Raw genomic sequence first — 13,870 nt, forward strand, 5'->3', positions numbered from 1 at the left:
ACCATGCACTGGATATTGGGAATCGCGTTGACGGTCGCCGTCTTTGTGGTTCTGAAGCAATGGGGCGGATTGTCAGCAAAAAGAAAGAAGGCCGCAACCTGGAAAGTCGTTCTTGTTGTTGGTGGTGCCTTGCTGGTGTTTATGGTCCTGACCGGCCGCGTGCACGTGCTGACAGCGGCTGTGGCGGCACTGATTCCGCTGTTGCGCAGGCTGCCAGAGATTGCCCGGTTTGTGCCTGGGCTGAAGGGCTTTTTTTCTGGTACGGAGGGTGCCAGCCCGGATGGATCAGGCCAGCAGCAACACGGTCAGGTGCACAGCAATGATATGTCTGAGCGCGAGGCCTGCGAGATTCTGGGCGTGACGACAGCGTGTTCCCGGGAAGACATTGTTATGGCTCACCGCCGCCTGATGCAAAAAATGCATCCAGATAGAGGCGGGAGCGATTATCTTGCTGCAAAGATTAACGAGGCCAAAAGCGTATTGCTGCGCAACAGAGCGTGAGCTTCAGTGAATAACGTCGACCTTCACTTCGAAACTCCGGTTGTCTGACCGGCTACTGTTAACGCTGTAGGCGATACCAGACTGCCTGCTGGTGGACTGGGTTGATGTGCTGCCCAGAGACACCCATTGGCCGGGCTCTACCCGGCGAATGGTCACCACCGCTTGGGTTTCATAGCCTTCCAGTTCTGCAGGGTCTGCATCAAAAGACACAATGTTCAACTCCACAGCCCGGTCTGAAATCACCTGCGGGGTGACCACAAACCCACTGCGTGTTTCCACGTGCTCAAAGATGGCTGCAGGGTTTCTGCCTCCGCGCACCGCGAAAGGCAATGTCCGCACCTGGCCGGATGTAATATGAGCGGACTGACCATCCATAACCAACAGGCTTCGCTCCTGTGAGCCACCGGTGCTCGTGACCCTGCGCTCCACGGTTACGCCGAGTTCGTTTCGTGTTGTTGTAATGCCGCCGCCGGAACGTTTGCCGCCGATATCCTTCTGAGACCTGACAGTTATCCGTAGCTGAGCCGGTGCTACGTCCAGAGTTTCAACCAGGGTGCCGATTTCATCCAGCAATTGTTGGTTGCCGCGAACGACGAGCTGTTGCCCGCGGGCGGTGACAGATACTGGCTCGCCCTGATAAAGCTCGCGCACCTGAACGGCCACATCGGCACCGGGTCGATTGTTGAGCTGGTAAGCCCGGGACTCAGCGTGTGCAGAACCCGTGGCGGCGGTGAGTGCCAACACGAGGATGAACAGGAGCAGGGAACGGTAAGGCTGTCGATTCAGTGTCATTTCTGGATCCCATTGTCCCGAAAAGTCCGGTTAGTTTGCTAAAAGTCCGGTTTACGGGTTGCCAAGTTGAAAACCCGGGGGGTATATTGATAAGCATGAAGACGACACAAGCGATCTGTCAATTGAATGTTCTGCAAGCTTTCGGCCAAAAGCCGGTGGCGGCAGTCGCTGCTGTGTTTTTTTGGTGGCTTGGTTATGGCTTTTATTTTAGCCAGTCCCAGGGCCGCCCATAACATCTTCACCAAACGAATAACGAGGATGGCAGCCCGGGGAAAACCAGGCTGCCGTCGGACTCAGAAAGCCCCGACTGGTAGCCCAGCCGGGGCTTTTTAGATTCTGACGCAGGGAAACGGGAACACAGATATGAACATGCCTTTGAAAACAGCCGGAGAGAGCCAGATTCGGAGTGCCGCTGCAACGCACAGGCAGGAAACGGCACTGCCAACGCCGTCTGAATTGCGACAGTGCTTGCCAGTCGACGAACCGCTTGCCCGGCAGGTGGACAGGCACCGGCAAGCGATCCGGAACCTTCTGCACGGCTCGGATGATCGCACTTTGATTGTGGTCGGGCCCTGCTCAATTCATGACGAGGTAGCCGCGCTGGAGTATGGCGAAAAACTCAAGGCACTGGCAGAGGAAGTCAGTGACCGTTTTCTGATTGTCATGCGCGCTTACCTAGAAAAGCCGAGAACCACGATAGGCTGGAAGGGTTTGCTATACGATCCAGAGCGCACAGGAACCGGCGATCTTAACGAAGGCTTGCTGCGCTCACGTCGTTTGCTCCTGAATCTCGCCGAGATGGGGCTACCTCTGGCCACAGAAGCTTTGAGCCCTTTCGCTATGGATTATCTCGGTGACCTGGTGAGCTGGACTGCGATTGGAGCCCGCACAACCGAGTCCCAGATCCACCGTGAAATGGTCAGCGGCTTGCCCATGCCGGCCGGGTTCAAAAATGGCACCGACGGCGGGATCAGCGTTGCGATTAATGCCATGAAGTCGGGAGCGCACCCGCATCATCATCTGGGCGTTTCCAGCAATGGCGCACCGGTTATGGTCAGCACCCGCGGCAATCCGGACACTCATCTTGTGCTACGTGGTGGCCGGGACCTTACCAATTACGACGAGCTGAGCATTCAGCACGCTACGCATAGCCTGTCTGGTTCAGGGTTGTGCGCTGCAATCATGGTAGATTGCAGTCACGATAACGCCTGCAAGCAGGCGGAACGGCAGATCGATGTGGCGCGTGAAGTCATGCGGCAGAAGCGGGCGGGTAGCGCTGGTATTCGTGGTTTGATGCTGGAAAGCTTCCTGGAAGCTGGCCGACAGGACGACGGCGATGACCTGCGGTACGGCTGCTCTATTACCGACCCGTGCCTGGGCTGGGATCAGACAGAGGCTCTGCTCCGCTCACTGTAGAGAGCAGGAGATGGCCTGCTAACAGTAGCAACGCCCCGCCCATCAGTCGATCGAGCCAGTGGCCGAAGCGGTTAAAACCTCTGCGCACGGCGGGCAGGGTGAAAAACACGGCAACCAAAGTGAACCAGAGCCCTGTCGCCAGCGCCATATAAGCGCCGTAGCCGGCCTGGATGGCCACGGGTGTACCCGGGCTGATCACTACCGAAAACAGCGAAACAAAGAACAGTGTAGCCTTCGGGTTAAGAGCATTGGTCAAAAAGCCCAGCCGCAGGGCGGCGAAGCCCGACTGCAGGGTGCCTGTTTTGGTATCCACATAAACGCCAGCTGCCCGGGCTCTCAGGCACTGCACAGCGATCCACGTAAGGTACAGGGCGCCGGTAATCTTGAGTATGGTGAACAGCAGAATGGACTGCTGGATAATCAGACCAATGCCCAGCAGTGAATAGCTCACGTGCACCAGAATGCCTGCGCCAATACCGAATGCTGTGAGCAGTGCGTTTTTCCGACTCTGACACAGTGCCTGCCGGAGCATCACCGCAAAGTCTGGCCCCGGGCTGGCAACCGCCAGAAGGTGTATCAATGCCACAGTGAGAAATTCCGGCCAGTAACTGTTCATATGCACGTTTCTCTTTATTCTTTGTATTTGGGCTTGGTTGTATCGTGTTTAGGTGTAAAGGCCTATGGATAAGAACTCAGAGATTGTCAGAATCTTTGTAAGCCTGTCAGCATAAATCCAACCGCCGGTTTTTTCGCGTACCACATTAAACAATTCCGGCCTCTATACTGGCATATACAGGATTTATCGATTCACCAAGGTTCCCGGCTCTCGGGAATATCGCTCTGGAGACTGTTTTATGGATAAGCGAGAAGTTGATGTAGCCATTATCGGTGCAGGGACGGCAGGAATGGTAGCCTATAATCGTGTGCGAAAAGTCACAGATAAGGTCGTGCTGATTGAAGGCGACCATTACGGTACTACGTGTGCGAGAGTGGGCTGTATGCCAAGCAAACTTCTGCTTGCAGCAGCAGACAGCGCCTGGCAGGTGGCACAGGCAGACCTGTTCGGAGTGTCTGCGGGCAAGATTTCAGTGGACGGTAAGCGAGTCATGGCACGAGTGCGCTCGGAGCGTGACCGGTTTGTCGCTTCGGTTGTTCGCTCGGTGGAAGAGTTTCCCGAAGAGCACCGGATCAAAGGCCATGCCCGCTTCGCCGGCCCCAGTCACCTCATTATCGACAACGAAACTGAGATCCGCGCCCAGCGGATTATTATCGCAACCGGTTCCCGCCCTAATATTCCCGGCTTTCTGAAAGAAGCGAAAGACCGCTTGGTGGTGAATGACGATATATTTGAATGGCAGGATCTGCCGGCGTCGGTAGTGGTTTTCGGACCGGGTGTGATCGGGCTGGAGCTGGGGCAGGCACTCAGCCGTCTTGGTGTTCGCGTAAGAATGTTCGGAGTGGGAGGCGCCGTTGGGCCGATCCAGGACGACAGTATTCGCGAATATGCACTCAAGCGCTTTAACGAAGAGTTTCCGTTGGACCCGGATGGCGACGTAAAGCGGGTTGAGCGAGTGGATGGTGGGGTGGCTGTTACCTTTATCGACGGCAGCGCCGGAGAAAAAACCGAAACATTCGAGTACCTGCTCGCGGCCACCGGGCGCCGGCCCAACGTGGACAACCTGGATATCCAGAATGCCGATATTGAGCTGGATGAAAAAGGCCTGCCTTTGTTCGACCCACACACGTTGCGCTGCGGCCAGACCCATATTTTTATTGCCGGTGATGCCAACAACAATTTGCCGCTGTTGCACGAAGCCGCAGACGAAGGACGGATTGCCGGGAATAATGCGGCGTCTTACCCGGACGTTCGCGTGGGCCTGAGGAGCACGCCCCTTGCAGTTGTGTTTACTGACCCCCAAATAGCCAGTGTGGGTTTGACTATTGATGAGGTGGATAAGCGCTGTGGCGGCCGCTTCGCAGTAGGCGAGGTATCGTTTGAGGATCAGGGCCGTAGCCGGGTGATTGGCAAAAACAGCGGCTTGCTTCGGGTATACGGCGAGCATGGTAGCGGGCTGTTCATGGGTGCCGAGATGTTTGGCCCGGCAGCCGAGCACATAGCCCACCTGTTGGCCTGGTCAGCGCAACGTCGGTTGACGGTCAGTGAAATGCTGGAAATGCCGTTTTATCATCCGGTAATTGAAGAGGGCGTGAGAACGGCACTGAGAGACCTGAACCGAAACCTCAACATAGGGCCGGTTCCCGAGGGTGACTGCACCGACTGTGGCCCTGGCGTATAGGCTTTTCGCCGGAGATTGATCCGCGCTATGACAGGCATGGGAAAACCCAACTTCACGGATACCCGGGGCCTTCGTTATATTGGCTCCAGTTTGGAACTTACAGCCACGAAGGAGGCATACAATGAGTAAGAATTTTATTGGTCTGGATAAGGAAAAAACCGTAGAACTGGCCGATTCTCTTAACGATTTGCTGTCTAACTATCAGATTTTTTACATGAACGTGCGCGGTTATCACTGGAACATCAAGGGCGATAATTTCTTTGAGCTTCATGTGAAATTTGAGGAGTTGTACGACGACCTGCTGCTCAAGATTGATGAAATTGCAGAGCGTGTTCTTACCTTGGGGCACCGCCCTTCGCATGCTTACAGCACTTACATTGAGCGCTCGGAAATCCCTGAGCAGAAAGACGTTGCTGATGGCAAAACAGCCATGAACAACATAGTCGACAGTTTTGCCAAGTTGATTGGCAAGCAGCGGGACTTGCTGCGCCTTGCCGGCGATGCGAGTGATGAGGGTACCGTTGCGCTGATGAGCGATTACATATCCCAGCAGGAAAAAACGGTCTGGATGTATCGCAGTTACCTGGGCCACTAAGCCCTGAAATGTTTATCGGGCGGCCAATTGGCCGCCCTTATTATATCTGAACAAAATGCTGTGCATTAGGTACCTGCTGCCAGAACCGGTACCTCCTGATGCAGAAACCACTTTTCAGTCACCACTTTGCGCGTGAACCAGTGGGACCGCATCAAGGTGCTCGCCAGTGGCATTCTGATCCAGTCCGGTATCTGAAAATTTTCCTCTGTTACGGATCCGCGATGGCCAAATCGCTCCGCTATGGCGTCACCGTATACTTGCAGGGAGGTGGCAGAAAAATCCGCTGCCTGCCGGATCACATCAGCAGCCAGCAAAGCCGATTCAATAGCCGGGCGAATACCTTCTCCGCTTTTGGTATAGGCAAGCCCCGCAGCATCACCAATCAGCAACAGGCCATCGTCTACCAGCGGTCGCCCTGCGTGATCGTAGAGCAAATAGGCATGACCTTTAAAGCGATCGGGCAGATCCTCAGGAATGCGACCGGTGGACTTCATAGTTGCCACAAAGTCCTGTAAATGCGTGCTCAGCTTTTGGTTGTCTTCCCGCCCAAGGCCAACGTTCAGGTAGTTGCCCTTGCGAAAGACCCAGGCATAGCCTTTGAGATCCCGACAAAACCAAAGCTCCGGCGTGTCTCCGCGGGCTTTGCAGGCTCTTGCCTGCTCGTGAGTCATTTCGAACTCTACCTCTTTGGCAGCCACAATGGTTTCATGACCTCCCGGGCCATCGCCAATCTGCCTGGCTACCGGGCAGAAATGGCCACCGGCGCCGACCAGAAAGGGCGCTGACCAGGTATCGTTAACCAGCCAGTTACCGTCTTTCCGTGTGATGTTTTTGACCGGAATGCCGAGTTGCCTGGGGGTGTTTGTGCGGCCCAGCAGGAAGTCATCAAACTCACAGCGCCGGATGCCATAGCTGACCACGCTACCGTGATTATTTTCAACCGCTGCTTGCCCCATCATTCCAATCCGGAAGCGCCTTATGGGTTGAAGGGTGCGGCCATTTCCGTAGTCTGTGAGATCAATCTTCAAGGTTTCCATAACGCTGGGCGTAACCCAGCCTGCACAGGTCTTATCTCGGGGAAAAGTCTGTTTATCGATCAGTAGCGCGCGTTTTCCGCTGCCTTCAAGGGCCTTTGCCAGGGTGGATCCTGCCGGGCCGGCCCCAACGATAATCAGATCGTAAGCTTCCATGTGCAGTAACCTCAGGTGTCGTCGGGCGCGGCGGGAAAGTTGTAGAGATCCTGCCGGGTCGCAGGCAACTGGTTGTTATCGCCGTGGGTAAACACAACCTGGAAAAGCTGCAGTGACCCCGCCCGGAAGGCGGCAATGGAACCAGCAAGATACATGCGCCAAGCTCGGGTAAAGTGCTCGTCGTACATGGTAGAGACTGCCGCTTCCGCTGCATTAAAGCGCTCCATCCAGGCGCTCAGGGTGCGGGCGTAATGGAGCCGGAGATTTTCCACGTCGATAACGGAAAAATCGCCGTGCTCACACAGCGCCATGATTTCTCCAATGCTGGGTGGATAAGCCCCGGGGAATATGCGCTTCTCAATCCAGGCGTTCATCAGCATGGGTCGGTTGCGGCCAATACTGTGAATGAGCGCAATGCCATGCGGATTCAGTGAGCGCTTGATCAGCTGTGACAGCGCGAGGTAATTCTCCTTCCCTACATGCTCCAGCATACCAACCGAGACGAACGCATCGTATTGGCCCTGAATGTTGCGGTAATCGTCCTCAATATAGTCAACCAGGGTATCCAGACCCTGGTTACGGGCTTGCTCGCGGGCGTAAGTGACCTGTTCACGGGAAATATTATAGGCGTGGACCTTTACTCCGTAATTTCGTGCCATGTAACGCGCCAGCCCGCCCCAGCCGCATCCCGCTTCAACCACCGTCATGCCGGGTTCAAGCCGGAGCTTTCTGCACACGTGCTCCAGCTTTGCCAGTTGAGCCTGCTCCAGGCTCAAATCCGGCCGTTCGTAATAGGCGCAGGTGTACTGCATTTCGGCTTGGTCGAGCCAGAGCCGATAGAAATCGTTGCCCAGATCATAATGGTGATGAATGTTTTCCTGTGCTTCCGACGGACCTGTGGAGCGGGGAGCGTGGTTTCGCCAAAGGGCTTCAAGCCATCGTGGCCATTTCTGACGGGCGTGATGAATGGCCCGGTAGAGCGCTTCCATCAGATCGGGCAGATCGCCCTCGATACCCAGGCGACCGGCGCTGTAAAGGTCGCCAAAGGCCAGGTTGGGGTTGGTGACCAGCGTGTAAAGAGCTTTTGGATCAGTGAGGTGCAGGGTAAACCGGGCCGGCTGCTCATGGGGCTCAATCACGTCGTTGTTCCATAGCCGGAAACGAATTGGGGGAGACCCTGCCATGCGCACCAGCTTGGCAACCAGCCAGCGTTCATAGGTATGAGGCGCCCGGCCTACATGAGTGTCCTGCAAGGGCAGGTTCAGGATATGAGATTTGTTGGACTGCACATCAAGCCCGGTGCGCTTGATACTTTTCCGGGCGCTTTTTTGATTCACGGATTCTGCTCCCTTTTTTTACCCTGACATTGCTGTCGAGGCTGGCGTCTGCACGCCAAGGCTGGTCCCGAATACCCGTCTGAGAACTGCCGGTTATCTGTTCAGTATAGAAACTGTTCTGTTTTTGTCAGGTATGTCGGATATCGACGTGAATCAGGTATCGAAAAAGTGCGAAGAAAAGCGGGGTAGAGGAGGGGGAGGAAGACTGCAGCCGGGTCAGGCGACCCGGCTGCAGAACAGCTTAGTAAGAGGAACTCATACCAAACCACTCAGGGAATATCACAATCAGCGCCAGTACGAGTACCTGCAGGAGGATGAAAGGCAATACCCCCTTGTAAATGTCCACCGTTCGCACCTCCGGTGGCGCGACCCCTTTGAGGTAGAACAAAGAGAACCCGAAAGGCGGTGTGAGGAAGCTGGTTTGCAGGTTCATGGCGATAAGAATGGCAAACCAGAGCATGTTGATGCCCAGAGCTTCGGCCACCGGTGCCAGAATAGGCACGATGATGAAAGAGATTTCCACAAAGTCGATGAAGAAGCCCAGTATCATAATCACCAGCATGGCGAGGATAATAAAGCCCCATTTTTCGCCAGGTAACGCCAGCATCCACTCTTCCAGCAGGTAGTCGCCACCGGTGTAGCTGAAGACCATTGAAAAGGCGGTTGCACCGATCAGGATGGCAAACACCATAGCGGTTACTTTGACGGTATCTTTCGACGCTTCCCAAACCATCTGGAATGAGAATTGACGGTAGATGATGGCCAGAACAATAGCGCCGATGCCACCCAGTGCTGAGGATTCTGTGGGTGTCGCAATGCCAGTAAAGATCGAGCCAAGCACAATCACGATCAACGCCAGCGGTGGAATGATCGCCCACAGCGCATTCATGATTTCCTTTTTGCGGGAAATGCTGCTGTCTTCCGGCATGGCCGGAGCGGTCTCGGGCTTGAAGCGGGTCATGATCAGGATATAGGCAATATAGAGCCCGATAAGAACCACGCCCGGCCCGACGGCAGCCTTGAACAGATCACCTACCGGAAGGCCCAGAACGTCGCCCAGAATAATCAGAATGATCGAGGGAGGAACGATCTGCCCCAGCGTGCCTGCAGCGCAGATGGTGCCCGTTGCCAGGCGCTTGTCATACTTGTGGGCAAGCATGACAGGCAGAGAGATCAGGCCCATGGCAACCACACTTGCGCCCACTACACCGGTGGAGGCCGCAAGCAGGGCGCCTACGAGAATGGTAGAGATAGCCAGGCCGCCGGGCAGGCCACCAAAAAGACGGCCCATGGAGGTCAGAAGCTGCTCGGCGAGACGAGTACGTTGCAGAATGACGCCCATGAAAATAAACAGTGGTACCGCCATCAGAACGGTATTCTGCATAACACTCATGATGCGATACGGCATGAAGGCGAACAGATCCATGCCTTCTGCAAATACGCCAAAGAACAATGCAACGCCGCCAAAAGTAAAGGCGACAGGAAAGCCCAGCATCAGCATGAAAAGGGCGGCGAGGAACATAATCATGCCGATCATGCGAGGCCTCCCCCGCTGTTCTCTCCTTCATACTGTTTTTCACCAGACATGACGCGCAGGGCGAAAGTGGCCATATTGAGGCCCGCGATGGCGATAAAAAAGGCAGTGACCGGAATGACGGCTTTAATAAGCCAGCGATGGGGCAGGCCGCCCGGGTCACCACTGCCTTCACCCATGCTGTAGGAGTCGAGCGCGAAATCGTAACCGTAAATGCCAATCAGATAGGCAAACGGCACCACAAACAGCAGGGCGCCTGCCAGGTTTATCCACGCCTTGGCCTTGTTGCTCCAGCGCGTGTAAAACACGTCAACCCGAACATGGCCGTCCGTACGCAGTGCGTAGGGGATACCAAGCAGGAAGACTATCGAATACAGATGCCATTCCATCTCCTGCATACCGATGGAGACTTCGTTGAACGCGTAACGGGCAACAACGTCGTAAAAAACGTTACCGGCCATCAGCAGCATTGCGACACAGGCAACCCAGCCGCAGAGATAGGACAGACGGGCGAGGCCATCATCCAGCTTTATAATCCACTGCATTCACATTCCTCCACCAGATGGTTTGGCGATTCTGCTATTGCTATAAACAACAAAACCGGGATCGCTCTCAGAGCGATCCCGGCTCCATTAAAGCCTGTATCTTACTCGACTGTGCCCATAGTGTTCAGGTATGCGCGTTCAGAAATTTCAGTATAGGCGCGACTCTGTGCGAGGTAGTCTTCTTGTGACTTCACAATCCGGGCCGCCTGTTCGTTGCTTTCAGAGGCTTCTTTCAGAAGCTTTTTGTTGGCATCGTACATGGCCTGGAAGATATCCTGGGGGAACTGCTTGATCTGCACGTTCGGATATTCTTTCTTGATGTTGGCCCAGGCTTCCGCATTGGCGTGCTGTGACATTACCAGCATATCGTAGGACGCGGTGCGCATGGCAACGCGCATGATTTCCTGCAGATCAGCCGGCAGCTTTTCCCAAACCTTCTTGTTCACCAGAAACTGAAGCTCTGTAGCAGGCTCGTGCCATCCGGTGTAGTAATAGTCTGCGATCTGCTGGAAGCCAAGACGAAGATCCAGAGCCGGACCTACCCACTCAACAGCATCAATGGTGTTGCGCTCAAGCGCCGTGTAAAGCTCGCCTGGAGCGATGTTGGTAGGACTCACGCCCACTTCGGCAAAGACTTCGCCGGCGAAGCCCGGAATGCGCATTTTCAGGCCCTGGAGGTCGTCCAGCGATTTGATTTCCTCGCGGAACCAGCCGCCCATCTGAACGCCGGTGTTGCCGCCGGGGAACGACAGCATATTGTGTGGAGCATACACTTCCTGCATCAGCTCCATGCCGCCGCCATGATAAAACCAGGCGTACTGTTCGATGGCGTTCATGCCAAACGGCATGCTGGTGAAGAACAGGGTTTCGGGAACCTTGCCTTTCCAGTAGTAGGACGCGGAGTGGCCCATGTCGTACTGGCCGGCCTTGACCATATCAAACACGCCCAAAGGAGCCTTGTGCTTGTTGGAAGAATCTATGCGGATTTTCAGGCGTCCATTAGACATTTTTTCGACGGATTTGGCGAAGTTCTTGGTGGTATCACCAAAAATCGGAAAGTTCGGCCCCCAGGTCTCTGCCAGCTTTAGGGTAAAAGTGTCCTGAGCCAGTGCCTGCGTAGAGGCGAAGGATGCTGCTACGGCGAGTACCGCTGCAGAAAGAACGGAACGGATCTTCATTGCTCTTGTATCCTTTTGTCATTTTTATGGGTCGAGCGTACGTTCCATGAGGAACGCCATGCAACTGGTTCACATTATCAATTATTTTTAGTCAGCGAAACGAAAAAACGTACCAGATACGACATAGGTCGTAGGCCGTGTCAGAGTTTGTTCATGCCGCTCGAGCGTTAGCAGCGTTATACAGGTCAAGTCTGGTCGATAGATTTCGTTGTTGCCAAGGGTGTCTGAGCGGTCTCAGTCCGGCTGCGCCAGCTTCGGAACCCTCGCAGCGCCGGTTTTTCAATGCTGTAATGAATCAGCGAGGACAGCAAAAACGCAGTGCCGACCGCGAAGCTGACGCCCAGCCACCCCGGCAGGCCTGCGTTATAGCTCCAGGTAATCACGCCATAGCCAATGTTCTGATGCACCAGGTACAGGCTGTATGAAAGGCTGCCCAGCCACAGCATGGGTCGGTTTGCTAGCCAGTTCAGTTGCCCGGCAACAGCCAGAGAAAATACCGTAAAGCAGCCTAGAACGAACAGGCTGTAAGGAAGTTTGTATGCAAAAAGACCGTGACAGACAGCGAGCGTCAGCAGAACTGTGTCACCTACCGACGGACGACCATATCGGTAGATCCTGAAAATCAGCATGCCGCCGATAAACAGAGGGGCGTATTTCACAAACATCAGGTCCTTGACCAAAAATTCCAGGCCGTCTGGAATCTGCTGCCACCAGATTACTCCGGCATAGCTCATCAGCACCCAGGCCCAGAGGGCTATTCGTAACCGTGACCAGTCGCGCAGGCTGTAGAACAACAGCGCCATCCAGCTGTAAAAGGTAACCTCTATCACCAGGCTCCAGTAAGCGCCGTCTACATGTTCAGCGCCAAGGTATTCATGCAGCAGTGTGGCGTTTAATAAGGCGGTTTCAAGGCTGACTGCACGGCTTTCAGGGCCGAGAAGGTGTACAGAAATGAAGGTAAACAAAATGCCGGCCCAGAGCGCCGGGAGCAGTCGCACACCTCGCGCCAGCCCAAACCAGGCGGCATTGCGGGTACGTTCAAGGGTCATGAAAATGACAAAGCCGCTGAGAATGAAAAACAGGTGCACCCCATAGCGACCGAACAACAGCGTGTCTGTCAGCAGTTGCGGTATTTCGAATGAATGGCCGAAGAGTTTGTCGTAATAGGGGAGGTAATGAAAAAGCACGACCCCGAGAGCTGCGAGGCCTCGCAATGCATCAAGACTGCCTAGCCGGGCCAGGGAAGGGTTCATAGCAGTTTCCGTCGATATTTTGCATATAGTAGCCTGCTTTGACAGTCGGCAATACGGATGGGATATACCATTTGCTTGCCGCAGGTATACCATGTGGTAATACACCGGGCTGCCACAGGGAGGGCGCTATGAGCACAACGCTGGGGATTATCGAGGGCTTTTACGGACCAGTATGGAACTGGCAGGAGCGGCAGCAATTGGTGCGTACACTGGCGCCCCATGGCTACGGCTTCTATCTTTACGCGCCCAAAGCCGATGTCTTTCTGCGCCGGCGTTGGCAGGAGCCCTACCCGCCGGAAATGGCATCAGAACTGGCGGAGTTCGGTCGGTTTTGCCGTTTGCAGGGCCTGCGTTTTGGCATCGGGCTGAGCCCTTTCGAGATTTTTAACCGCTTTGATGATGCCGCCCGTTCTGCGCTTGCCACGAAGATTGAGCTGCTTGATCGCATCGGGATTGATGAGCTGGCCATTCTGTTTGACGACATGCGTGCCGATACCCCTGCGCTAGCGGAAACCCAGGCGGAGATCATGCACTGGATCCGCGAGCGCACCCAGGCCCGTTATCTTTCAATCTGCCCAAGTTACTATTCTGACGATCCGGTGCTGGATCGGGTATTTGGCGAGCGTCCCGTGGCTTACCTGGAAACACTTGGCCGCCTGCTCGATCATGATATTCAGGTATTCTGGACGGGCGAGGAAGTCTGTTCCAGAGAGGTCTCTCCAGGCCACCTCAAGCGCGTGGGCGAGCGGCTCGGGCGCAAGCCTGTGCTTTGGGATAACTACCCGGTGAACGACGGTGATCGCATGTCCCGGCATTTGCACTTGCGTGGGTTTACCGGTCGCCCGGCGGCTAACGCAGCCTATCTGTCTGGCCATGGCATCAACCCGGCGCTGCAGCCAACATTGACCTCAATTCCTGCAATAACGCTGGCTGAGTCTTATCGCCAAGGCCCGGAATACCAGTATGGGCAGGCGTTCCACCACGCCGCGAAAGAAGTTCTCGGGAGGGAGTTGGCAGACCAGCTCCACGCAGATCTGCTGGTGTTGCAGGATGCAGGCCTGGGGCGTATCAGCGAGGAAAAACGGCAAAGCCTGATGCGTACCTACGATGCTTATGATCACCCGGCAGCCAGCGAAATCCTGCGCTGGCTGGTGGGGGAGTATCAGGTAACCGACGAGATGGTGCAGACCCAGTAGGCGGGTGCTCTCTATAGGTTGTTACCTTAAGGGCTA

The 13,870-nt window shown here is 55.1% G+C and carries 13 protein-coding genes; 5 read left to right on the forward strand and 8 right to left on the reverse strand.

The genetic code is table 11. The features are described 5' to 3' along the window. Nucleotides 1-3 precede the first annotated feature (3 nt). On the forward strand, nt 4-501 hold the full coding sequence (locus tag ACN0V1_RS12605) for a molecular chaperone DnaJ (RefSeq protein ID WP_417545327.1): 498 nt from the start codon (nt 4-6) through the stop codon (nt 499-501). 3 nt (nt 502-504) lie between these two features. Here the strand turns inward: ACN0V1_RS12605 and ACN0V1_RS12610 are convergent, their stop codons facing one another. After that, a complete protein-coding gene (locus ACN0V1_RS12610) occupies nt 505-1,293 on the reverse strand; it encodes a secretin (protein ID WP_417545328.1) in 789 nt (262 codons plus the stop codon). A gap of 363 nt (nt 1,294-1,656) precedes the next feature. Here ACN0V1_RS12610 and ACN0V1_RS12615 point away from each other — a divergent pair, with 363 nt between their 5' ends. Further along, nucleotides 1,657-2,709 carry a 3-deoxy-7-phosphoheptulonate synthase gene (locus ACN0V1_RS12615; RefSeq protein WP_417545329.1) on the forward strand — a complete coding sequence of 351 codons (1,053 nt, stop codon included), beginning with the start codon at nt 1,657-1,659 and terminating at the stop codon, nt 2,707-2,709. Here the strand turns inward: ACN0V1_RS12615 and ACN0V1_RS12620 are convergent. Next, nucleotides 2,654-3,325 (reverse strand): LysE family transporter, encoded by a 672-nt coding sequence (locus ACN0V1_RS12620; protein ID WP_417545330.1) that lies wholly within the window; start codon nt 3,323-3,325, stop codon nt 2,654-2,656. The genes ACN0V1_RS12615 and ACN0V1_RS12620 overlap by 56 nt on opposite strands. 238 nt (nt 3,326-3,563) lie before the next feature. Here ACN0V1_RS12620 and ACN0V1_RS12625 point away from each other — a divergent pair, with 238 nt between their 5' ends. Both ACN0V1_RS12625 and ACN0V1_RS12630 read left to right on the forward strand, forming a co-directional pair. Beyond that, complete coding sequence (locus ACN0V1_RS12625) at nt 3,564-5,006, forward strand: dihydrolipoyl dehydrogenase (RefSeq protein ID WP_417545331.1); 1,443 nt, start codon at nt 3,564-3,566, stop codon at nt 5,004-5,006. A 121-nt stretch (nt 5,007-5,127) separates the two neighbouring features. Next, complete coding sequence (locus ACN0V1_RS12630; protein ID WP_417545332.1) at nt 5,128-5,601, forward strand: Dps family protein; 474 nt, start codon at nt 5,128-5,130, stop codon at nt 5,599-5,601. 65 nt (nt 5,602-5,666) lie between these two features. Here the strand turns inward: ACN0V1_RS12630 and ACN0V1_RS12635 are convergent, their stop codons facing one another. The 6 genes from ACN0V1_RS12635 to ACN0V1_RS12660 form a co-directional block, all read right to left on the reverse strand. Continuing rightward, on the reverse strand, nt 5,667-6,791 hold the full coding sequence (locus ACN0V1_RS12635; protein WP_417545333.1) for an NAD(P)/FAD-dependent oxidoreductase: 1,125 nt from the start codon (nt 6,789-6,791) through the stop codon (nt 5,667-5,669). A gap of 11 nt (nt 6,792-6,802) precedes the next feature. Further along, nucleotides 6,803-8,128 (reverse strand): class I SAM-dependent methyltransferase, encoded by a 1,326-nt coding sequence (locus tag ACN0V1_RS12640; protein ID WP_417545334.1) that lies wholly within the window; start codon nt 8,126-8,128, stop codon nt 6,803-6,805. Between the two features lie 241 nt (nt 8,129-8,369). Beyond that, complete coding sequence (locus ACN0V1_RS12645) at nt 8,370-9,665, reverse strand: TRAP transporter large permease (RefSeq protein ID WP_417545335.1); 1,296 nt, start codon at nt 9,663-9,665, stop codon at nt 8,370-8,372. Further along, complete coding sequence (locus ACN0V1_RS12650) at nt 9,662-10,207, reverse strand: TRAP transporter small permease subunit (protein ID WP_417545336.1); 546 nt, start codon at nt 10,205-10,207, stop codon at nt 9,662-9,664. Before ACN0V1_RS12650 ends, ACN0V1_RS12645 begins: the two co-directional genes overlap by 4 nt. 101 nt (nt 10,208-10,308) lie before the next feature. Next, nucleotides 10,309-11,385: a TRAP transporter substrate-binding protein gene (locus ACN0V1_RS12655; protein ID WP_417545337.1), complete on the reverse strand. Its 1,077-nt coding sequence runs from the start codon at nt 11,383-11,385 to the stop codon at nt 10,309-10,311. Between the two features lie 185 nt (nt 11,386-11,570). Beyond that, nucleotides 11,571-12,638 carry an acyltransferase family protein gene (locus ACN0V1_RS12660; protein WP_417545338.1) on the reverse strand — a complete coding sequence of 356 codons (1,068 nt, stop codon included), beginning with the start codon at nt 12,636-12,638 and terminating at the stop codon, nt 11,571-11,573. Between the two features lie 128 nt (nt 12,639-12,766). On the opposite strand from ACN0V1_RS12660, the gene ACN0V1_RS12665 reads away from it, so the two are divergent. Continuing rightward, nucleotides 12,767-13,834, forward strand: coding sequence for a beta-N-acetylglucosaminidase domain-containing protein (locus tag ACN0V1_RS12665; RefSeq protein ID WP_417545339.1), 1,068 nt, complete (start codon nt 12,767-12,769; stop codon nt 13,832-13,834). Nucleotides 13,835-13,870: the final 36 nt, after the last annotated feature.

It is taken from the genome of Marinobacter sp. (assembly GCF_048266785.1).
Taxonomy (GTDB): Bacteria; Pseudomonadota; Gammaproteobacteria; order Pseudomonadales; family Oleiphilaceae; genus Marinobacter.